This is a genomic window from Campylobacter sp. CNRCH_2007_0968H, assembly GCF_025773245.1.
Taxonomy (GTDB): domain Bacteria; phylum Campylobacterota; class Campylobacteria; order Campylobacterales; family Campylobacteraceae; genus Campylobacter_D; species Campylobacter_D lari_D.
This window is the reverse complement of record NZ_JAKMTQ010000005.1, coordinates 102,863-122,670: the sequence shown is the minus strand read 5'-3', so window position 1 is coordinate 122,670 and position 19,808 is coordinate 102,863. Positions and strand designations below refer to the sequence as shown.

At 28.5% G+C, this 19,808-nt stretch carries 25 protein-coding genes; 17 read left to right on the top strand and 8 right to left on the bottom strand.

The genetic code is table 11. The features are described 5' to 3' along the window. The coding region (locus L8Y18_RS04355; protein WP_201737629.1) for a flagellin at positions 1-94 on the top strand (94 nt) is incomplete at its 5' end. A 27-nt stretch (positions 95-121) separates the two neighbouring features. On the opposite strand, the gene L8Y18_RS04350 is transcribed toward L8Y18_RS04355, so the two are convergent. The 3 genes from L8Y18_RS04350 to pseI form a co-directional block, all read right to left on the bottom strand. Next, positions 122-2,002, bottom strand: coding sequence for a motility associated factor glycosyltransferase family protein (locus L8Y18_RS04350; protein ID WP_263664988.1), 1,881 nt, complete (start codon positions 2,000-2,002; stop codon positions 122-124). Positions 2,003-2,069: 67 nt separating this feature from the next. Beyond that, positions 2,070-3,806 carry a motility associated factor glycosyltransferase family protein gene (locus L8Y18_RS04345; RefSeq protein WP_263664989.1) on the bottom strand — a complete coding sequence of 579 codons (1,737 nt, stop codon included), beginning with the start codon at positions 3,804-3,806 and terminating at the stop codon, positions 2,070-2,072. A gap of 82 nt (positions 3,807-3,888) precedes the next feature. Continuing rightward, on the bottom strand, positions 3,889-4,923 hold the full coding sequence (gene pseI, locus L8Y18_RS04340; RefSeq protein WP_263676338.1) for a pseudaminic acid synthase: 1,035 nt from the start codon (positions 4,921-4,923) through the stop codon (positions 3,889-3,891). A 119-nt stretch (positions 4,924-5,042) separates the two neighbouring features. Between pseI and L8Y18_RS04335 the strand changes: the two genes are divergently transcribed. The 3 genes from L8Y18_RS04335 to L8Y18_RS04325 are packed head-to-tail and all read left to right on the top strand — an operon-like array spanning position 5,043 to position 6,513. Further along, positions 5,043-5,465, top strand: coding sequence for a chemotaxis protein CheX (locus L8Y18_RS04335; protein WP_133319685.1), 423 nt, complete (start codon positions 5,043-5,045; stop codon positions 5,463-5,465). Then, positions 5,462-5,758, top strand: a complete 297-nt coding sequence (fliN, locus tag L8Y18_RS04330; protein WP_133319684.1) for a flagellar motor switch protein FliN — start codon at positions 5,462-5,464, stop codon at positions 5,756-5,758. The genes L8Y18_RS04335 and fliN overlap by 4 nt, the downstream gene beginning before the upstream one ends. Then, positions 5,755-6,513, top strand: coding sequence for a hypothetical protein (locus tag L8Y18_RS04325; protein WP_263676337.1), 759 nt, complete (start codon positions 5,755-5,757; stop codon positions 6,511-6,513). Before fliN ends, L8Y18_RS04325 begins: the two co-directional genes overlap by 4 nt. Here the strand turns inward: L8Y18_RS04325 and L8Y18_RS04320 are convergent. The 5 genes from L8Y18_RS04320 to plsY form a co-directional block, all read right to left on the bottom strand. Then, complete coding sequence (locus L8Y18_RS04320; protein WP_263671103.1) at positions 6,510-8,006, bottom strand: Ppx/GppA phosphatase family protein; 1,497 nt, start codon at positions 8,004-8,006, stop codon at positions 6,510-6,512. The two genes, L8Y18_RS04325 and L8Y18_RS04320, sit on opposite strands and share 4 nt — an antisense overlap. After that, a complete protein-coding gene (locus L8Y18_RS04315) occupies positions 8,006-8,251 on the bottom strand; it encodes a YfhL family 4Fe-4S dicluster ferredoxin (protein WP_012660922.1) in 246 nt (81 codons plus the stop codon). Before L8Y18_RS04315 ends, L8Y18_RS04320 begins: the two co-directional genes overlap by 1 nt. Positions 8,252-8,370: 119 nt before the next feature. Then, positions 8,371-9,045 carry a homeostatic response regulator transcription factor HsrA gene (hsrA, locus tag L8Y18_RS04310; RefSeq protein ID WP_133319681.1) on the bottom strand — a complete coding sequence of 225 codons (675 nt, stop codon included), beginning with the start codon at positions 9,043-9,045 and terminating at the stop codon, positions 8,371-8,373. A gap of 77 nt (positions 9,046-9,122) precedes the next feature. Next, the gene (locus L8Y18_RS04305; protein ID WP_133319680.1) at positions 9,123-9,440 is read right to left on the bottom strand and encodes a dihydroneopterin aldolase; all 318 of its coding nucleotides are present in this window, start codon (positions 9,438-9,440) and stop codon (positions 9,123-9,125) included. Next, a complete protein-coding gene (plsY, locus tag L8Y18_RS04300; protein WP_263676336.1) occupies positions 9,425-10,036 on the bottom strand; it encodes a glycerol-3-phosphate 1-O-acyltransferase PlsY in 612 nt (203 codons plus the stop codon). The genes L8Y18_RS04305 and plsY overlap by 16 nt, the downstream gene beginning before the upstream one ends. Positions 10,037-10,234: 198 nt before the next feature. On the opposite strand from plsY, the gene L8Y18_RS04295 reads away from it, so the two are divergent. From L8Y18_RS04295 to atpA, 13 genes are all read left to right on the top strand, one after another. Continuing rightward, the gene (locus L8Y18_RS04295; protein WP_263676335.1) at positions 10,235-11,269 is read left to right on the top strand and encodes a cytochrome-c peroxidase; all 1,035 of its coding nucleotides are present in this window, start codon (positions 10,235-10,237) and stop codon (positions 11,267-11,269) included. A gap of 150 nt (positions 11,270-11,419) precedes the next feature. Further along, a complete protein-coding gene (rplU, locus tag L8Y18_RS04290) occupies positions 11,420-11,728 on the top strand; it encodes a 50S ribosomal protein L21 (RefSeq protein ID WP_039617324.1) in 309 nt (102 codons plus the stop codon). Positions 11,729-11,738: 10 nt separating this feature from the next. Continuing rightward, positions 11,739-11,993, top strand: a complete 255-nt coding sequence (gene rpmA, locus L8Y18_RS04285; RefSeq protein WP_002862355.1) for a 50S ribosomal protein L27 — start codon at positions 11,739-11,741, stop codon at positions 11,991-11,993. Positions 11,994-12,088: 95 nt separating this feature from the next. Beyond that, a complete protein-coding gene (obgE, locus tag L8Y18_RS04280) occupies positions 12,089-13,132 on the top strand; it encodes a GTPase ObgE (protein WP_263664994.1) in 1,044 nt (347 codons plus the stop codon). Then, positions 13,132-13,599 carry a DUF6194 family protein gene (locus L8Y18_RS04275; RefSeq protein ID WP_263676333.1) on the top strand — a complete coding sequence of 156 codons (468 nt, stop codon included), beginning with the start codon at positions 13,132-13,134 and terminating at the stop codon, positions 13,597-13,599. The genes obgE and L8Y18_RS04275 overlap by 1 nt, the downstream gene beginning before the upstream one ends. After that, a complete protein-coding gene (fmt, locus tag L8Y18_RS04270; RefSeq protein WP_263664996.1) occupies positions 13,596-14,507 on the top strand; it encodes a methionyl-tRNA formyltransferase in 912 nt (303 codons plus the stop codon). The genes L8Y18_RS04275 and fmt overlap by 4 nt, the downstream gene beginning before the upstream one ends. Next, on the top strand, positions 14,488-15,123 hold the full coding sequence (locus L8Y18_RS04265) for a biotin--[acetyl-CoA-carboxylase] ligase (protein WP_263664997.1): 636 nt from the start codon (positions 14,488-14,490) through the stop codon (positions 15,121-15,123). The genes fmt and L8Y18_RS04265 overlap by 20 nt, the downstream gene beginning before the upstream one ends. Beyond that, positions 15,120-15,902 (top strand): ParA family protein, encoded by a 783-nt coding sequence (locus L8Y18_RS04260; protein ID WP_012660935.1) that lies wholly within the window; start codon positions 15,120-15,122, stop codon positions 15,900-15,902. The genes L8Y18_RS04265 and L8Y18_RS04260 overlap by 4 nt, the downstream gene beginning before the upstream one ends. Before the next feature lie 3 nt (positions 15,903-15,905). After that, the gene (locus tag L8Y18_RS04255; RefSeq protein ID WP_263659714.1) at positions 15,906-16,757 is read left to right on the top strand and encodes a ParB/RepB/Spo0J family partition protein; all 852 of its coding nucleotides are present in this window, start codon (positions 15,906-15,908) and stop codon (positions 16,755-16,757) included. 63 nt (positions 16,758-16,820) lie between these two features. Continuing rightward, positions 16,821-17,246 carry a FoF1 ATP synthase subunit B' gene (locus tag L8Y18_RS04250; protein WP_133319671.1) on the top strand — a complete coding sequence of 142 codons (426 nt, stop codon included), beginning with the start codon at positions 16,821-16,823 and terminating at the stop codon, positions 17,244-17,246. Positions 17,247-17,255: 9 nt separating this feature from the next. After that, entirely contained in the window at positions 17,256-17,768 is a 513-nt protein-coding gene (locus L8Y18_RS04245) for a F0F1 ATP synthase subunit B (protein WP_263676332.1), read from the top strand. After that, a complete protein-coding gene (locus L8Y18_RS04240) occupies positions 17,768-18,289 on the top strand; it encodes a F0F1 ATP synthase subunit delta (protein ID WP_263676331.1) in 522 nt (173 codons plus the stop codon). Before L8Y18_RS04245 ends, L8Y18_RS04240 begins: the two co-directional genes overlap by 1 nt. A gap of 9 nt (positions 18,290-18,298) precedes the next feature. Further along, positions 18,299-19,804 carry a F0F1 ATP synthase subunit alpha gene (gene atpA, locus L8Y18_RS04235; protein WP_133319668.1) on the top strand — a complete coding sequence of 502 codons (1,506 nt, stop codon included), beginning with the start codon at positions 18,299-18,301 and terminating at the stop codon, positions 19,802-19,804. The last annotated feature ends 4 nt before the right edge of the window (positions 19,805-19,808 follow it).

Genomic DNA, 19,808 nt, shown 5'->3' with positions numbered 1-19,808 from the left:
TTTCTCTAAATACAACATCCTAGCTCAAAGCGGATCTTATGCTATGAGTCAAGCTAATGCTGTGCAACAAAATGTTTTAAAACTCTTACAATAAATCCAAATAATATAAGGCAGTTTCGCCTTATATTAAATTTCTTTTTTCTAAAATATCTTGCAAAGGTATGATGGCTATCTTTAAAGCTTTTTCTTGGACTAAAGCTAGTTCGCTGATTTCTTCTAGCCAAGATTTATGTGCTGTAATCCAAGCAACAAGTTTATTTTGTTTATCACTATCATTATGCATAGGATTAACATATATTTTTGAAAAAGAACTTTCTAAATGAAATAGTGATGGCCCTAAAATTTCTCTTAAAAAAATATATTTTTTGCTTTCCAATTTTTCTTTTAATTTGTCTATTTTTAAATTTAATTCTTTGATAGTATAATGAGTTTTACTTTTTAAATTTAATTCTTTATGAAGTTTTTTACATTCTTTTAAAAAATTTTGGCTAATTTTTATATTTTGTTTGATTTGCTTATAAGCTTTTAGCATAAGTTCTTGGCTGTCTTTGCGTTTTGGTGGATTTAGTTTTGGAAAAGGTTTTTTTACTCCATCTTTTAAAAATTCTTCACAAATTTCTTTAAAAGGTTTTTCTATAGTTCCTTCTATCCTTGCTCCACCTTCTGTGGCATTGTAAATTTTTGCTTTTGTTTGTTTGTGAAATAAACTTTCAAAAATTTGCTTAAATAACATCCAAACCTCTGAACTTTGCACATAAGTTTTTCCACCATAAGCTAAGGTTTCAAATTTTCCATGGTCTCGTTCAAAATCTCCTTCGTGATAACTTTCATGTAAAAATCCTTCACTATGAGATTTTCCATCATCACTATAAGCTAAATCTTGTCCTATTAAGACGATATTTTCATGTCCTAACAAAAGCGCTAGTTCATAGTTTAAATGTGCTACACTCATTCCGCCACTTACATAGCCAAAATCATGCAATCCTAAAGAATAAGCAAAAGGTAATGATCTTGAAACTAAAATATATTTTCTTTTATTTTTTTCTAAAAATTCTACACTATCTTTATATACTAATGAAGCTAAAATAAAAGTAATGTCTTTATCAAATTCTTTAAAATCATTATCAAAGCATTTTGATACCACATCATCTCTTTCTAGCATACAAACATAATCAGGTTTTATACCTGCCTTTGCTAAGATAGGATAAGCACTATCAGCGCAAAATATAGTAGCTTTGTTAGCATATTTTTTAAGTAAAGGAAGTTGTTTTTTTAAAGAAGGTCCAGTAGCTACCAATATAGCATTTTTGCTTTTATTTGATCTTTTTTTCTTAAATTCGTTAAAACTTGGATGTGTAAGCATTTTAGGTAAATTTAGAACAAATTGTTCTATGCCTTGCATGGCATCAATTGGATCATTTCCTCTTCTTAAGGCAATATTTTTAATAACTTTGGAATTTAAATCATTTATGTTTTTAATTTCTTCTTTTTGTTTTTCTTCATAAAATTCACAATGAATATGCAGAGTGTAAGTTTTTAAAAATAAATTTAAAAAAGAGCACAATGTATCAGCTTTTGTATAGTTAAATTCCTTTGTATGGATTAAAATAAACCTACCTTCTAAAAGTTCTTTGGAAAAATCTATCATATTAAAAACTAAAAATATTAACTCAATATCTTTTTCGTATACAATAACTCTTTTATGTTCTTTATTTGCAAGCAAACTTTTGTAAAATATACCATTGCCTAATCCATAGAAAAAAAGTATAGGGTATCTTAAGTATTCTTTATTAAAAAGCTCAATTTTTTCTTGTAGTTCTTTTAAAGGATTTATATATAAATTTTTTATATTTTTATAACATATATTACAATTTAAAGGATCTTTATCAAAAACATAAATATAATCTTTAGCTTCTTTTATTCTACCTAATTTTCTTTTTAGTGTTTGATAATCACTTCCTTTTAAGGCTTTTAAATTTTTTTTAAAAATCTCTGTTTTCATTTTTATCCTTTTTGATTAAAAAAATAATATCGTCATTTTTTATGTTTTTTATCAAAAATTTGATGTGTTATTGTTTTAAATTTTCTTTTATAGTTTTATTATAATTTTCAAGATATAAAATAATCTCATCAAAAAAATCGATTTGTTGTTCTAAGAAAGATTTTGTATTTTTTTCTTTTTCAACTTTGTATTTTAAAACCTCACATTCATTTTGAAAGCATCTAGCTTGTAAAATATCTGAAAAAAATTCACTTTTTGGGAGCTTAAGTCTTAGTTTTTCTAATCTTTCTAAGCTCTTATCTTTAATAGCTTTTTTGCATTCATTGATAAAAATTTCACTTTGTTTTATTTGTTTGTTGAGTTTTTCTTTGCATTGTTTTAGTTTTTTTTGTGGATTTTTTGCTTTTGTTAAAACAATATTTTTTTCAATTTTTTCTTTTAAAAACTCTTCACAAATTTCTTTAAAAGGTTTTTCTATAGTTCCTTCTATCCTTGCCCCACCTTCTGTGGCATTATAAGTTTTGATTTTTAATATATCTCTAGCTAGAGCTATATCTTTTTCAAAACTTTTTAAAAACAAATACCATGTGAGTTGTGTTTTTACTTCTTTATTACCTCCATATGCACAGATTGTTTTATAAACAACTTCTTCATCTCCTTGATCACCATATAAATGTTCTTTTGGGTGAGACTTTCCATCATCACTATAAGCTAGATCTTGCCCTATTAAAATAATATTTTCAAATCTTAAAGCTCCAGCTAACTCATAAGCCATATTAGCAACACTCATGCCATTTCCCAAAAAACCATATTCATTTAAGCCAAGTTTGCTTTCAAAAAACAAAGGTCTTAAAACGAGCATATAATTTCTATTGTTTTTTTCTAAATATTCTATAGTTTTAGGATGAGTTAAAGAAGCTATGATAAATAAAATATTTTTATCAAATTCTCCAAAATCATTATTAAAAAATTCGCTAGTCATATCTTCTCTTTCTAGTGAAAAGACATAATCAGGCTTAATTCCTTCTTTAGCTAAGATAATATAAGAGCTATCAGCGCTAAAAATTACAACATTTTCTTGGTGTTTTTTTAAAAGCGGAAGTTGTTTCATCAAAGAAGGACCTGTTGAAACTATAATGGCATTTTTTGCTTTTGCTTTTCTATCTTTTATTAGATTTTTAAAAGGAGTATGAGTGATGATTTTTTCTAAATTTATAATATTATGTTTTATTCCTAGCAAAGCATCTTTTGGGTCATTTCCACGAGCAAGCATTAGTGTTTTTATGAGATTTAATAAAATTTGCATCACATTTTGAGCATTGGGTGTGTAAAAATTAATATAAAAATCATTATAAAAATGAAAATTGAAAATTTTCAGCGTATGTTTTATTTGCGGATAATTAAATAAAACTTTAAGTTGAGCGGTGTTGATATTTGGTGTAAAAAACAAAATAAGTTTTTCTTTTCTAAGAAGCGTGGTAAAATCAATCATATGAAAAACTAGATATAAAATTTCTAATTCTTCTTCAAAAATAACAATATGTTTTAAATTCTGATTTTTTAAAAGTTCTATAAAAAATTTTCCATCGCCAAAACCATAAAAAAATAATACTGGATATAATTGAAATTTATCATAATCAAAAGAATGATTTTCATCTAAAAAAACTTGATTTTGCAAATCAAAAATTTTATCTTCTATGATTTTAAATTTATGATTTTGAGTGATTTTTCTCAACTCATAAGCTAGTATTTGATCTACTTCAAAAAGAGCTTGGGTGTTTTTTAAAAATAATTCTTTATTCATTTAAAGTCCAAATTTTTATTTTATTATATCAAAACATATTTTTTACTATCATGATTTTTAAACAAAATATATTTTTTCATGATTATTCCTTGAAATGTTTTTCTTCTAAAGCTTTAGCAAATTCTATATCACAACTTGCTTTTTTACCAAGCATGATAGGTAAAAATTTAGGATGCAAACCTAGGCTTGGTCTTACGCTTTTTATATTTTCTCGTGTGAAAATATCACCTTTTTTGATGTCTTTGCTTGTATATAAACTTCTTGCAAAATGGCGGTTTTTTAAAGTTTTTTCATCCATGTTAAATTCTTTGTTTCCTAAAGCTTGCTCGCTTAAACGCACCATAGAACACATTTGCTTAAACTCCTCAAAATCAAGACTAAATTTAGCATCAGCACTATTTAAAGTTTTGTCTAATATAAAATGTTTTTCTATGACTCTTGCGCCAAGAGCTACGGCTAAAGTTGGTGCTAAAAATCCCTCGCTATGATCACTTAAACCAACAATAGTGTTAAATTTTTCTTGTAAAGTTTTTATGACATTTAAATTTAAATCACAAATTTGTGAAGGATAAGCCGAGGTGCATTTAAGCAAAATCAAATTCGGATTGTTTTCTTCTTTAAAAATTTTAACAATCATTTCAAGTTCTTCTTCATAGGCTATGCCTGTAGAAACTAAAGTAGGTTTGTTTTCTTTTGCCACACAACGCACAAAATCATAATCATTTGCTTCAAAGGAAGCGATTTTATAAGCTGGGGGATTAAATCGCCTTAAAAAATTTACATCTTCCTTAGAAAAAGGACTAGAAAAGCAAATTAAACCTTCATTTTTAGCACATTCAAAAAGTTTTTCATGCCACTCATAAGGAGTTTTAGCTTCTTCGTAGAGCTCATATAGTTTGCGTCCATGCCATAAACCACCTTCAATAATAAAATCTTTTTTGTCAGAATTTAGTGTTAAGCTATCTGGGGTATAGGTTTGAATTTTTATAGCATTAGCTCCTGCTTGTTTGGCTGCTTGTATAGTTTTTAAAGCTATTTCAAGACTATTTGCATGATTGGCTGAAAGTTCAGCGATGATGAAAACTTTTTCATTTATGTTAAAATTTTCTATAAACATCAAAAAACCTTTTTTAATTTAAATAAAAATTTACTATATTTTATATTTTAATTATTAATTGTGATTAAAGGTTTATTTAGTAAAATAAATTTATTATAAAGTTATCTAAGGAAAAAACTATGACTAAAACACTAGAATATTCGATTTATCACTTTTGTGAACACATTTTAAAACTTAAAATTACACCAACAAGCGTGATTAGAGGCGAGCTTTATGGGGCTTCTATACCTTTGTATTTTAAAGATGAAGAATATAGTTTTTATCTGTTTTTTCAAAAAAAGGCTCTTAATGAGATTGCGCAATTTTTATTGCATGAAGAGTTAAAAGAAGATGATCTAGCAGATTTAGTAAAAGAAGTAGCTAATCAAATTATAGGTTATGCCAAAAAATTACTTAACGACACTAATGGCAAAGATGAGTATCGTTTGGGTGTTCCTGAATATTTAGGACGTATTGATGGATTTTCAAAAATCAAACTCAAAGAAAAATTTACTTATGAAATGAAAAATGCTCGTTTTAGAATAGGTTATAAAAAATTATGATAGAAGATCATTTAGGATTGTTGCAATCTTATGAAGATATTTTAGATATTAGCGTTGATTTTGTTAGTGAGCTTGGTACTACTAATATGAGCGTAAGAGAGCTTTTAAAGCTAGAAGTTGGTTCTGTGATAGACCTTGAAAAGCCAGCAGGTGAAAGCGTGGAACTTTATTTAAATAGAAGAATTTTTGGAAAAGGTGAGGTAATGGTGTATGAGAAAAACCTTGCTATAAGGATTAATGAAATTTTAGATTCTAAATCAGTATTGCAGTATTTCAAAAAAGAATTGCAATGAAATTTATTTGGATTTTATTACTCGCTTTACCTCTTTTTGGGGCAAAAATTCTTGATTACAATATTTATCCAAGAGAAGATAGGGTGGATATTACTTTTTCATTTGATGTTCCTTATAAAGAAGGTATTAGTCAAAAGAAAAAAGATGGTATTATTATTTTTACTTTAAATGCTAAAAGTGCAAAAGAGGAAGATAGAGCGTTAAATTCTGATATTATAAAAAAAATTAAAATTTTTTCAGAAGATAAAAAAACTTTTATAGCTTTAAGTGTAGGTGATAAAATACAAATCACCGCTGATGCGATTGGTGAATATGGTTTAAGATTGCGTGCTCAAAAAGAAGGTGTAAATTTAAGTACTAAAAAAAGCTTAGAGGAAAAAAACGAGGAAATAAAAATGCAAGAATATGATTTTACAAATTATATTTTAGTTGTAAGCGTTTTGATACTTTTGCTTGTTGGACTTTGGTTTTTAAAAATATATCTAAGACAAAAACACCCTTTAGATAGGAATTTTAATTTAATCTTTCAAAGACCACTTGATAGACACAATCAACTTGTAGTTTTTGAGTATGGTTTGAAGCGTTATACTATGATTATAGGAAACTCTAATGTGGTATTAGAAACGAATGAAGCTTTGATAAAAAATGAAGAACAAAACAAAGCACCTCAAAAGCTAAAAGAAAAAGATTTTGACTCTTATTTTGAAGAAAATAAACAAAGATTGCAAAATTTACTTTTAAAACAAAATAATTAATTTTGCTGATTAAAAGCCAAAATGATAAGTTTTGGCTTTGAAATTTTTTTGATTTCTTCTTTTGAAAAATAAATTTGTTTTTTAGTCGAGTATATATACAAAGTATGATTTTTTAGCGTGAAATCAAGATTCTCATCAGTGTCTTTTGCAAGTTTTTTTGATAAAGCTAAAATAAAATTAAGCCAAGCTAATATGTGATTATTTGGTAGTAAATCTTTTATATTTTCTATCGCAAATGGATTGATTTTTTTTCCATTGGCTTTTAAAATAGTAGAAATTAATAAAATTTCTTTATGTGAAAAACCAAAATGCAGGCTATTTAGAGCTATATAAGCACTATGTTCATTGGCAAAATAAAAATTAATTCTCTCACCTATATGCGATAATTTTGCAGCATTTATAAGATCTTTTTTAAAAGTAAGATTAATTTTATGGATGGGCAAAAGAGTATCAAATAATTTATTTGCAAAATAAGCACTTTTATCATTATAATCTATACTAAAACGATCTTGTATAGATTTTAAGCTTGGATTGAAATTCGGAGGAAATTTGGCATTAAATTTTGAAAAATCCGTTGTTTCGTTTTTTATTTTAGTATATTTTTGAAAAAGATTAGATAAAAATACACCTTCTCTAACACCCACTGCAGAGGTGATGATATTTTTAGCTTTTAAATTTTTTGCTAGTGCTAAAAATATCACACATCCTTCTTTTATAGTATCAAAACGATCTTTTTTTATGTTAAAATCATTTAAATTTTTAGCATTTTGAATTTTTTCTATGTGATTTTTTTCTTTTTCAAAACTATAACTAAAATTATGAATCATTTTTAACGGGTAAGAGTTTTTTTTCATTATAGAATTTGACAATGCCCTTAAACTTCCACCTATGGCAATGATATTTTCATTTTGAAAATGCTTTGGAACTTGTTTTAGTGCTTCTTGTATAAATTGGTCTAGTGCATTAAATTTTTTTGTATCGTAAAAAATTTCTTTTAATCTTACTGTGCCAAGATCAAGTGAAATACAATCTACAATCTTACCTTCTTTGATTAAACAAAGCTCAGTCGATCCTCCACCTATATCTATAGTGGTGGCATTTTGAATATCTGATAGTAAATTTAGCGCAGCAAGCCCACCTAAAAATGACTCCGTTTTTCCATTAATACATTTTATATTTAAACCTACATTTTTTGCTATTCTAGCTATGAAATCTTTAGCATTGGGTGCATCTCTTAATGCAGAAGTTCCAACAGCAATAATTTTTCTACATTTTTCTTTTAAAGCTTTTTCCTTAAAATAAGTTAAAGCTTTTTCGGCTTTAAGCATGGCTTCTTCTTGAAGAATTTTATTATTATTGTAAGCATTTTCTCCAAGTCTTACTTTCTTTTTGTGCTCACTACAAATGAAAAAACCATATCTTGAGGTTTTTTCAAAAACTACCATACGAACGGAATTAGAGCCAAGGTCAATTACTGCTGTTTTTTTAGCCATTAAATATCTTTATTTTTATGTTTTAAGCGAAGCTCATCAATGCTTTCTACATTATCAGGATCAGGTATGATACAATCTACTGGACAAGCTACTATACAAGCTGGTTCTGAAAATTCATTCACACATTCAGTACAAAGATCAGGATCTATGACATAAATTGGATCATTATCATAGATTGCTTCATCGGGACATTCTTCCCTACATGCATCACAGGATATGCATTCTCTAGTGATTAAAAGTGACATATTTTTTTCCTTTTTATAAGTAATAAAGCAAACTTATACTATATAAAAACTTATAGGTAATTTAAAATGAAAGAAAAAACAAAATCTACTTTTTAGAATGATTAAATCATTCTAAAATTTTAGTTAGTTTTTTTAGGAAAACAAAAACGATACCCTCTACGACGCACGGTTTCTATGGTAGAGATGTTAAGCGGTTTATCCATTTTTTGTCTTATTTGATTGATTGCAACCTCTATAACATTTGGAGTTACAAGTTCAGGTTCTTCCCAAATAGCATCTAAAAGTTGTTCTTTTGACACAATCTGATCTGAATGTCTAGCTAAATGAGTTAAAACTTCAAAAGGTTTTCCTTTTAATTCTATATCTTTTCCTTGATAAGTGATTTTTTCTTCATCAGGATCAATCACTAAATCATCGATTTTGATCACATTTGTTCCGCCAAATCTAAGTCTAGCTTCAATTCTCGCCATTAAAATTTCAAAATCTAAAGGTTTTTTTATATAATCATCTGCTCCAGCTTTCAAAGCTTTGATTTCATTTTCTTTATCTGCTTTTGCGCATATTGTAACTATAGCAGTTCTTGGAGATTTTTGCTTAATGGCATTAATTAAATCACTTGCATCATTATTGCCAATAGTCCAATTTGATAATACTAAATCATAGTGTCTAATACCTATAAAATACTCAGCGTCTTTAAAATTTTCTGAAGTATCACTTTGATAGCCAAACTCATTTAAGGTATTTGATAGAGTTTTATTAAGTGATGCTTCATCTTCTACAACTAAAATACGCATTTTATTCCTTTGAAGATAGTTTTAGTGCAAAAGTATAACACAAATTAAGCAAATGTTCAAAATTCTTTAAAAAAATTTTAATATTTTTTACTCAGACTAGCTCCAACGCATGCATTTTTGATAATATCAGGTTTGTAACAAGTGATATTTATAAATTTAAGCTTTTTATTATGTTTTTTAATATCCTTGCATATGTATTTTAAAGATTTTTCTATAGTTTTAAATTTTTTCTTTTTATAAATTTTTTCTATTCTAATACAAAGTTTTGCATAATCTAAAAATTTTTTACTTTTAGCTTCTAGTTCTATAATAACTTTTTGTTCTTGAATTCTTTCAAAATCCAAAAGCCCTATAATACATTTAAATTCTAAACTGACTTTTATATGACTTTGCATTCTTGTTTTCCAATAAGCCTTAAAATATTTGGTATATGTTTATAAATTACTATAAATGCAATAACAAAAATTGGTGCATGGGTGTTGATCATAGGCATGTTATAATGAAAAATAAATGAAGTAGCTATTAAAACAATTAAAGCTCCTAATGAAGCTAAGCTTGAAATTTTAAATACCTTTCCTATGATAAACCAAGCTAAAACCGCAGATATTATTTCAAAAGGTAAAAATACTGCTAAAACCCCAGCCCCTGTAGCCACTCCTTTACCACCTTCAAATTTTAAATAAGGAGAAAAGCAGTGCCCAAATACTGCTAAAACAGCCATAGTCCATAAGATATTTTCATCATAGCCCATAAATTTTGCCACTAATATAGGTATGATTCCTTTTAATGCGTCTAAAATAGCGGTTGCAATAGCAAGTATTTTAGCTAGTTTAGGATCGCTTTCTTTTACTACCCTTAAAACATTTGTAGCGCCTATACTTTTACTACCCATATTTTTAATGTTTGTTTTAGCAAAAATTTGAGCTAGTAAAAGCCCAAATGGTATAGCGCCTATAAGATAAGCTAAAAGATAGATTATTAAATTTTCCATTTACTTTTCCCTAAGATTTTTGTAAAACTCTGTAATAATAGCAAAAAACCCTGAAATAAATATTTAAGAGATATTTTATCCTATAATAATTTTTATTGTTAAATATAAATTTTTTATATTATTTAAAGAAAATTATAGATATATTTTCAATAAGTTTATTTTAAATAGGCTTTATTTTATCTTATTTAGGAGTAGATAATGAAAAAAATTTCATTATTAGTTGCATCATCATTATTAGTTGCATCAACTGCTTTTGCTAACGATAAAGCTTTGCTTGATGAAGCAAAAGCTGCAGGTTTGGCACCTTTACCAAAAGATCAGACAGGTGTTGAAAAACTATTAAAAGAAATGGGTATTAAAGCTAGTAAATTCTCTAAAGAGAAAGCTAACCTTGGTAAAAAGCTGTATTTTGAGCCAAGACTTTCTAAAAGTGGTTTGATTTCTTGTAATACCTGTCATAATTTAGGTATGGGTGGTACTGATGGTATAGCGGCTGCTGTAGGACACAAATGGACAGCTAATCCTCATCATTTAAATTCGCCAACAGTTTATAACTCAGTTTTAAATTCAACTCAATTTTGGGATGGTAGAGCAGGAACTTTAGCAGATCAAGCAAAAGGACCAATTGAAGCAGAACCTGAAATGGCAACCCCAGCAAAACTAGCTGTTGAAAAAATTTCTTCTATGCCAGAATATGTAAAAGAATTTAAAAAAGTTTATGGTAGCAGTGGAGTAACTTTTGATAATATTGCAGATGCTATTGCTACATTTGAAAGAACACTTTTAACTCCATCTAAATTTGATAAATTCTTAGAAGGTGATACAAAAGCATTAAGTAAAAAAGAAAAAGAAGGTTTGAAAACTTTCATCGATAAAGGCTGTACAGCTTGTCATACAGGAGTAAATTTAGGTGGTAGTATGCAGGCTTTCCAAGTAGCAGCTAAATATAAATTTGCAAATGTAGGAGATTTTAAAGGTGATGCAAATGGCTTAGTTAAAACTCCAACCTTAAGAAATATTGCTGAAACTGCTCCGTATTTTCACAATGGTGCTATTTGGTCTTTACAAGAAGCAATCAAAGAAATGGGCAGTGTGCAACTTGGTATAGAAATTTCTGATAAAGAAGCAGCTTCTATAGAAACTTTCTTACATGCCTTAACAGGTAAAAAACCAAGCATTACTTACCCTCAACTTCCAAAAGCAACTGAAAAAACTCCAAAACCAGAGCTTTAATTTAAATCTTAAGACGCTTTTTGCGTCTTAAGCTTACTTTATATAAAATCAAGATATAATTACTGCTTTTAGCCATTAAAGCTTTCTAAAATTATGTTTATGCATAATGCTTTATGGTGCTACCAAAATATTTTAAGAAAGGATAGCTGTATGTATGCTATTATAAAACACAGTGGAAAACAATACAGAGTAAGCCAAGGTGATGAGCTTAAACTAGATCGTTTTGAAGCTGAAGCAAAATCAAGCGTAGAAGTAAGTGAAGTTCTTGCTGTATGCGATAAAGAATTAAAGGTAGGTGCGCCGTTTGTTGCGGGTGCAAAAGTTGTTTTAGAAGTGATTGCTCATGGAAAAGACAAAAAAGTTGTGATTTATAAAAAAAGACGTAGAAAAGACTCAAAATTAAAACGCGGTTTTAGAAGACAATTTACTCGCGTTAGAGTAGTAGATATTAAAGCTTAAGGAGTAAAGAATGGCACACAAGAAAGGTCAAGGTTCAACTCAGAATAATCGTGATTCTATAGGTCGTCGTCTAGGTGTTAAAAAATTTGGTGGAGAATTTGTTCGCGCTGGTAACATCATCATTCGCCAAAGAGGAACAGCAACTCATGCAGGTAATAACGTAGGCATGGGAAAAGATCATACAATTTTTGCTTTAATTGATGGTTTTGTAAAATTTGAAAGAAAAGATAAAAATAGAAAAAAAGTTTCTGTTTATCCTGCATAATTTCAAGGCTACTTTGTAGCCTTTTTCTTCTTTTCAATCTTAATATATTAAAAAAAATATAATATCATTTTAAAAATTTATACTTTGGTGATTGTATGTTTATAGATAATGTAAAATTAGTTTTAAGTTCGGGTAATGGTGGTAAAGGTGCTGTGAGTTTTCGCCGTGAAAAACATGTTCCACTTGGGGGGCCTGATGGTGGTGATGGTGGAAATGGTGGCGATGTGTATTTTATATGTGATAATAACACCCATACCCTAGCGCACTTTAAAGGCAAAAAAGAACTTAAAGCACAAAATGGCCAACCGGGTTTGGGTCGTAATAAAAATGGCAAAAGAGGGGAGAGTTTAGAATTAATCGTTCCTCAAGGCACTCAAGTAATTGACGCACAAAGTGGGGAAGTTTTGCTTGATATGCTAGTAGAAGGTCAAAAAGAACTCTTTTTAAAAGGTGGTAAAGGCGGTCTTGGTAATACTCACTTTAAAAACTCTACTAATCAGCGCCCAGATTATGCTCAACCAGGTGTGACAGGAAAAACCTTATGTGTGCGCTTAGAGTTAAAACTCATAGCGGATGTTGGGCTTGTAGGCTTTCCAAATGTAGGAAAATCTACTCTTATAAGCGTAGTGTCTAATGCAAGACCTGAAATAGCTAATTATGAATTTACTACTTTAACTCCAAAACTTGGTATGGTTGAAGTAGATGATTATAATTCTTTTGTAATGGCAGATATCCCAGGTATTATAGAAGGTGCAAGCGATGGTAGGGGTTTGGGACTTGAGTTTTTAAGACATATAGAAAGAACTTCTTTTTTGCTTTTTGTGCTTGATCCATTAAGAGATATGAGTTTAAAAGAGCAATTTTGTATTTTAAGAAAAGAATTAGAAAAATTTTCAAGCAAACTTTATGCAAGAAATTTTGGCTTAATGCTTTCAAAAAGTGATAGTGTAAATTTAGGTGAGGAATTTGCACAAAAAATGGAAGATGATTATAATGAGTTAAAAGCTTATTTGCAAAGTCAAAATAATCCACAAAGCTTTTTTGTTAAAGTATCAAGTCTTGAAAAAACAGGTTTAAAAGAGCTTAAATTTATGCTTTTAGAAGAAGTTAAAAAAATTAGAAGTCAAAATAATCTTTGATGAGTGAAAATTTAACTATAGATTTTATCCAAGAATATATCAAGTCTAATTGTAAAGACTTGGTGTATAAATTTACCTATAAAGAGCATAGCTTTTTTTATAATCCCGATAGGGTTTTAAAAAACGGAGTTTATTTTTGCACTATTAAAGAAAATGATGGTATAAATGATAAAGCTTCGAATTTAAATAGAGAAGGTGTATTTCGTCTAAGTTGCTCTCTTTGTGATCAAGATTACCAAAATCTTTTTGGTAAAAAACCTAAAAAAGCTTTAAAGGGTGAGGTTGTTAATTTAAATTATGATTTTTCTATGCTTGATCTTATCATGTCTCATCCAATTTATGCTTATATGGGATATATTTGTATTAACAATCCTTCAAGAAAAAATTTTGAAATTTTTAAAGATTATCTTGAGCTTTCATATCAAAAAGCTATAAAAACTTATCAAAAAAGGATAGTGGCATTATGAAAAATATCATTTTTATGGGAACTCCCTCTTATGCAACATGTATTTTAAAAGAGCTTATTGATAAAGGGTTTAATGTCCAAGCTTTATTTACCCAGCCTGATAAACCTGTGGGAAGAAAACAAATTTTAACTTCAAGTGATACTAAAAAATTTGTTTTAGAAAATAATTTAAATATAGAAATTTTCACTCCAAAAAGCTTAAAAGATGAAAATATAATCAATGAAATAAAAAGCCTAAAACCTGATTTTATAGTTGTTGCTGCTTATGGGAAGATTTTACCAAAAGAAATTTTAGATATTGCTCCTTGTGTCAATTTGCACGCTTCCTTGCTTCCTAAATATCGTGGTGCTTCACCTATACAAAGCGCTATTTTAAATGGGGATAAAATAAGCGGGGTTTGTACCATGCTTATGGAAGAAGGGCTTGATAGCGGTGCTATTTTAGAAAACATAGAATGTGATATCGCAGGTAAAAATTCAGCTGAAGTTTTTATCATGCTTTCAAATTTAGCAGCCAAACTTACTATTTCTACACTTTTGAATTTTGAAAAAATTATCCCAAAAAAACAAGATGAAAATTTATCTACACATTGTAAAAAAATCAAAAAAGAAGATGGCTTGATTAATTTGGATAATGCAAGTGAAATTTATCAAAAATTTCTAGCTTTTACACCTTGGCCTGGAATTTTTTTAGAAAATGGTATGAAATTTTTAGACATAGAATTAATCGATAATGAAAAAACTCAAAAATCAGGTGTGATTTTACAAGTAGAAAAGGAAAGCTTTTTGCTTTCATGTAAAAAAGGCGTTTTAAGAATTAAAACTTTACAAGAAAGTGGAAAAAAAGCTTTAGATGCTAAGACTTATTTAAATGGAAAAAGGTTAAAACTTGGAGATAGTTTATTTTGATGAACTTGAATCAACTCAAGTTTATTTAAGTGATAAAATTCGCAGTGGAGAAATTATAGAAAATACAGCCATTTGTGCTTTTATCCAAAGTGCTGGTATAGGTAGTAGAGATAATACTTGGCAAAGCAAGCAAGGAAATTTACATGTATCTTTTTGCATAAAAACCCAAGAATTAGCGCAAGATCTTCCTTTGGCTTCTGCTAGTATATACTTTGCATTTTTAATGAAAGAAGTATTGCAAAGACAAAATTCAAAAGTATGGATTAAATGGCCTAATGATTTTTATATAGAAGATAAAAAAATAGGCGGATTGATGAGTTCTAAAATCAATGATTTTTTGGTTGTAGGAATAGGGATTAATCTTAAATATGCTCCATTTAATGCTGAAATTTTAGACATAGAAGTAGATATAGCAAAACTTTTAAATGAGTATTTTTCTTATGTAGATGAGAAAATTTTATGGAAGAATATTTTTAGCAAGTATATGCTAGAATTTGAAAAATCAAGAAATTTTTTTATACATAATGAAGGTAAGATTTTATCTTTAAAAGATGCTTTGTTGTATAAAGATGGTTCTATATTGTTAGATAATAAAAGGATATATAGTTTAAGATGAGTGAGATAATAACTATTGCAAATCAAAAAGGCGGAGTGGGTAAAACTACTACCGCTATTAATCTAGCGGCTTCTTTGGCGGTAGCTGAAAAAAAGGTTCTTTTGATAGATATTGATCCACAAGCTAATGCTACAACAGGACTTGGTTTTAATAGAAGTAATTATGAATATAATATTTATCATGTTTTTATAGGCAGGAAAAAACTTTCTGAAATCATTTTAAAAACTGAACTTCCACAATTATACTTAGCTCCATCAAATATTTCTTTGGTTGGAATTGAGCAAGAAGTAGTAAAAGAAAGCGGAGAATATAGAACGATTTTAAGAGAAAAAATCAAAGAAATTGCTAAAGATTATGATTTTATTATCATAGACTCACCTCCTGCACTTGGAAGCATTACGGTAAATGCTTTTGCAGCAAGCGATAGTGTTATTATCCCTATACAATGTGAATTTTATGCGCTTGAGGGTGTTGCGATGGTTTTAAACACCATAAAATTTGTGAAAAAAACTATCAACCCAAAGTTAAAAATAAAAGGTTTTTTACCAACTATGTATAGCTCACAAAATAATCTTTCAAAAGATACCGTGGAAGATTTAAAACAAAATTTCAAGCAAAAGCTATTTAGAACAGGTGATAATGAAGATGATTTTATCATCATACCAAGAAATGTAAAACTTGCTGAAAGTCCAAGTTATGGAAAACCTATTATACTTTATGATATAAAATCCCCAGGTTCAGTAGCATATCAAAATTTAGCACATTCTATATTAGGATAAAAAATGGCAAAAAAAAGTGCATTAGGAAGAGGTTTAAGTAGTATTTTGGCTGATATTGATGAGGTTTATGAAAAAGAATTAGGATCAAAAGAAGGCAAAATAGAAGAAATTGATATAGATTTAATTAGTCCAAATCCTTATCAGCCAAGAAAAAATTTTGATACACAAGCTTTAGAAGAGCTTGCGGGATCTATTAAAGAATATGGTTTAATTCAGCCTATTGTAGTTTTTAAAAAAGATGAATTTGATTATATTATAATAGCTGGCGAGAGAAGATTTAGAGCATGTAAGCTTTTAGAAAAAGAACAGATTAAAGCCGTAGTTTTAAATGTGGATGATATAAAATTACGCGAGCTTGCTTTGATTGAAAATATCCAAAGGGAAAATTTAAATCCTATAGAATTGGCACATTCTTATAAAGAATTATTGGAAATTCATGACATAACTCAAGAAAAATTAGCAGATCTTATTCACAAGTCAAGACCACAAATTGCTAATACCTTAAGACTCTTAAATTTAAATGAGCAAACGCAAAATTTCATTATAGAAGGTAAAATTTCACAAGGTCATGCAAAAGTTTTAGTAGGACTTGAAAAAGAAGAAGAAAAAATGATAGTTGATACTATCATAGGTCAAAAACTTAATGTAAGAGATACAGAAAAACTGATTAAAAATTTTAAAAATTCAAATAATTTAGAAAAAAATACAAATTTAAATAAGCAAAATCAATCTATATTAAATTTAAAAGAAAAAATAGAATCTTTTGGATTTAAGACAGTAGTGAAAGATTTAAAAATTATTGTTAATTTTTCTGACGAAAATGAGATTTTAAAATTTTTAAAAATACTAGATTAAATATGCTTTTAGGTATATTTTGGTATAATTGCGCGTTTTATTTAGATTTATTTAGGAGTATTAATGTTTAATGATGTACATTTTTCCATCATGATAGCTACTGGTGTCATTTTTTTGCTTATGATAGCAATTTTAAATTCTATACTCTATAAACCTTTGATTAAATTTATGGATTCTAGAGATTTGACTATTAAAAATGACGAAGAAAAAATGAAAAAAAATTCTGATGATGTTTCAAATGTAGAAAATGAGTTGGAAAAAATTCATATACAAACAAGAGATGAGATTAATCAAATCAAAGCAAAAGCAGTAGAAGAAGCTAAAATAAAACAAGAAAAAGAATTATCAATAAAGAAAAAAGAATTAGAAGAACAAATGCATGTTTTTCTAAAAAGTCTAAGAGAAAAAGAAAAAGAATTAAAAGAAGAGATGCGTTTAAAAATGCCAGAATTTAAGCAAAGCTTTAAAGATAGCTTGAGTAAAATTTAAGGAAGATAAATGTTGAAAAAAATTACATTATTATCGGTGCTTCCTTTTTATGCTTTTGCAGCAGGTAATGGAAGTGGTGAATACGATATCATTCCAAGAGCGGTTAATTTTGTTTTATTTGCTGCTATTTTATATTATTTTATTGCAACTCCTTTGAAAAATTTTTACAATGGTAGAATTGCAAAAATTGCCTCTAGGATGAATGAAATACAAGAAAAACTTATTGCAAGCAAAAATCATAAATTAGAAATGATGAAAAAATTAGATTTAGCTAAACAAGAAGCAATTAATGCAGTTGCTCTTGCAAAAAAAGAAGCAGAAATCATTACAGATAAAATAGAAGCTGAAACAAAAATGGAGATTAAGGCTTTAGAAAAAACTTATGAAGAGCATAAAGAATATGAAATAAGAAGAATGGAAAAAGAAGTTGTGCAAGCGGTTTTAGAAGAAATTTTTGAAGATCAAAGTTTACAGCTTCAGCAAAAAGAAATTTTAAATATCATGATGAAAAAGGTGTCTTGATGGAAAGTGTAATTACAAAAACCTATGCAAAAGCTATATTAGAAAGAAAAGATTTTGAAAATTTTTATTCAAATTTATTACAACTTAGTTCAGCTTTTGCTTCTGATAAATTTGTAAGTATTTTAAATGCTTATGAGCTTAAACAAGAAAAAAAATTAGATTTTATACTTTCTTTATTAGATAATCCAAGTGATGCTTTTAAAAATTTTATGAGCTTAGTTGTTGGCAACAATAGAGAGATGTTAATTCCAAGCATTACTAAAGAATTGAGTGAACAAAAAGCATTAAAAGAAAATGAATTTTTAGGGCAAGTTTATTCAAAAGAAAAATTAAGTGAAGAAGAAATTAAAAATTTAGAAGAAAAACTTAGTCTTAAATTCAATGCAAAGATTAGATTAGATAGTAAAATAAGTGATAATGACAGTGTAAAAATTAGCTTAGATGGACTTGGTTATGAAATTTCATTTTCAATGCAAAGCTTAAAAGCTAAAATGAATGAATATATATTAAAAGCAATTTAAGGAGACTTGATGAAATTTAAAGCAGATGAAATTAGTTCTATTATAAAAGAAAGAATTGAAAAATTTGATTTTAATCTTGAAATAGAAGAAACTGGTAAGATTATTTCAGTTGCTGATGGTGTTGCTAAGGTTTATGGTCTTAAAAATGCTATGGCCGGTGAGATGGTTGAATTTGAAAATGGCGAAAAGGGAATGGTACTTAACCTTGAAGAATCAAGTGTTGGTATTGTTATTTTAGGAAAGGGACTTGGCTTAAAAGAAGGAAGTTCTGTAAAAAGATTAAAAAAACTTCTAAAGGTTCCAGTTGGTGATGCGTTGATAGGCCGTGTTGTGAATGCTTTAGGTGAGCCAATTGATGCTAAGGGAGCGATTGAAACAAGTGAATATCGCTTTGTGGAAGAAAAAGCAAAAGGTATTATGGCTAGAAAAAGTGTCCATGAACCATTACATACGGGTATTAAAGCTATTGATGCTTTAGTTCCAATTGGTAGAGGACAAAGAGAGCTAATTATTGGTGATAGACAAACGGGCAAAACTACTGTTGCAATAGATACGATTATTAGTCAAAAAGGTAAAGATGTTATTTGTATTTATGTGGCAATTGGTCAAAAACAAAGCACAGTGGCTCAAGTAGTTAAAAAGCTTGAAGAATACGGCGCAATGGATTATAGTATAGTAGTAAATGCAGGTGCTTCAGATCCTGCTGCATTGCAATATCTTGCTCCATATACAGGTGTAACTATGGGTGAGTATTTTAGAGATAATTCAAGACATGCGTTGATTGTTTATGATGATTTGAGTAAGCATGCTGTTGCTTATCGTGAAATGTCTTTGATTTTGCGTCGTCCTCCGGGTCGTGAAGCTTATCCAGGGGATGTATTTTATTTACATTCAAGATTGCTTGAAAGAGCAAGTAAATTAAGTGATGAGCTTGGCGCAGGAAGCTTAACAGCATTACCTATTATTGAAACTCAAGCAGGGGATGTTTCAGCTTACATCCCAACCAATGTTATTTCAATTACCGATGGTCAAATTTTCTTAGAGACAGATTTGTTTAACTCAGGTATTCGTCCTGCGATTAATGTTGGTTTATCTGTATCTCGTGTTGGCGGTGCTGCACAAATTAAAGCAACAAAACAAGTTTCAGGTACCTTGAGACTTGACTTAGCTCAATATAGAGAATTGCAAGCTTTTGCGCAATTTGCAAGTGATTTAGATGAAGCAAGTAGAAAACAACTTGAGCGTGGACAAAGAATGGTTGAAGTTCTAAAGCAACCTCCATATTCTCCGCTTTCAGCTGAAAATCAAGTAGTGATGATTTATGCGGGAACTAAAGGATATTTAGATGATATAGCAGTTTCTAAAATTGGAGAATTTGAAGCAGCTTTATATCCATTTATTGAAGCTAAATATCCAGAAATTTTTGAGCAAATTAGAACCAAAAAGGCTTTAGATAAAGATTTAGAAGAAAAATTAGCTAAAGCATTGAGTGAGTTTAAAGCAAACCACATATAAGGTT

Coding starts and splice junctions, on each gene's coding strand:
- atpA (WP_133319668.1), top strand. CDS start 18,299: ATGAAATTTAAAGCAGATGAAATTAGTTCTATTATAAAAGAAAGAATT.
- L8Y18_RS04240 (WP_263676331.1), top strand. CDS start 17,768: ATGGAAAGTGTAATTACAAAAACCTATGCAAAAGCTATATTAGAAAGA.
- plsY (WP_263676336.1), bottom strand. CDS start 10,036: ATGGAAAATTTAATAATCTATCTTTTAGCTTATCTTATAGGCGCTATA.
- L8Y18_RS04325 (WP_263676337.1), top strand. CDS start 5,755: ATGAAATTTATTTGGATTTTATTACTCGCTTTACCTCTTTTTGGGGCA.
- pseI (WP_263676338.1), bottom strand. CDS start 4,923: ATGTTTATAGAAAATTTTAACATAAATGAAAAAGTTTTCATCATCGCT.
- L8Y18_RS04250 (WP_133319671.1), top strand. CDS start 16,821: ATGTTTAATGATGTACATTTTTCCATCATGATAGCTACTGGTGTCATT.
- L8Y18_RS04260 (WP_012660935.1), top strand. CDS start 15,120: ATGAGTGAGATAATAACTATTGCAAATCAAAAAGGCGGAGTGGGTAAA.
- fliN (WP_133319684.1), top strand. CDS start 5,462: ATGATAGAAGATCATTTAGGATTGTTGCAATCTTATGAAGATATTTTA.
- L8Y18_RS04275 (WP_263676333.1), top strand. CDS start 13,132: ATGAGTGAAAATTTAACTATAGATTTTATCCAAGAATATATCAAGTCT.
- L8Y18_RS04305 (WP_133319680.1), bottom strand. CDS start 9,440: ATGCAAAGTCATATAAAAGTCAGTTTAGAATTTAAATGTATTATAGGG.
- L8Y18_RS04320 (WP_263671103.1), bottom strand. CDS start 8,006: ATGGCTAAAAAAACAGCAGTAATTGACCTTGGCTCTAATTCCGTTCGT.
- hsrA (WP_133319681.1), bottom strand. CDS start 9,045: ATGCGTATTTTAGTTGTAGAAGATGAAGCATCACTTAATAAAACTCTA.
- L8Y18_RS04345 (WP_263664989.1), bottom strand. CDS start 3,806: ATGAATAAAGAATTATTTTTAAAAAACACCCAAGCTCTTTTTGAAGTA.
- L8Y18_RS04295 (WP_263676335.1), top strand. CDS start 10,235: ATGAAAAAAATTTCATTATTAGTTGCATCATCATTATTAGTTGCATCA.
- rpmA (WP_002862355.1), top strand. CDS start 11,739: ATGGCACACAAGAAAGGTCAAGGTTCAACTCAGAATAATCGTGATTCT.
- fmt (WP_263664996.1), top strand. CDS start 13,596: ATGAAAAATATCATTTTTATGGGAACTCCCTCTTATGCAACATGTATT.
- obgE (WP_263664994.1), top strand. CDS start 12,089: ATGTTTATAGATAATGTAAAATTAGTTTTAAGTTCGGGTAATGGTGGT.
- L8Y18_RS04350 (WP_263664988.1), bottom strand. CDS start 2,002: ATGAAAACAGAGATTTTTAAAAAAAATTTAAAAGCCTTAAAAGGAAGT.
- L8Y18_RS04315 (WP_012660922.1), bottom strand. CDS start 8,251: ATGTCACTTTTAATCACTAGAGAATGCATATCCTGTGATGCATGTAGG.
- L8Y18_RS04255 (WP_263659714.1), top strand. CDS start 15,906: ATGGCAAAAAAAAGTGCATTAGGAAGAGGTTTAAGTAGTATTTTGGCT.
- rplU (WP_039617324.1), top strand. CDS start 11,420: ATGTATGCTATTATAAAACACAGTGGAAAACAATACAGAGTAAGCCAA.
- L8Y18_RS04245 (WP_263676332.1), top strand. CDS start 17,256: ATGTTGAAAAAAATTACATTATTATCGGTGCTTCCTTTTTATGCTTTT.
- L8Y18_RS04335 (WP_133319685.1), top strand. CDS start 5,043: ATGACTAAAACACTAGAATATTCGATTTATCACTTTTGTGAACACATT.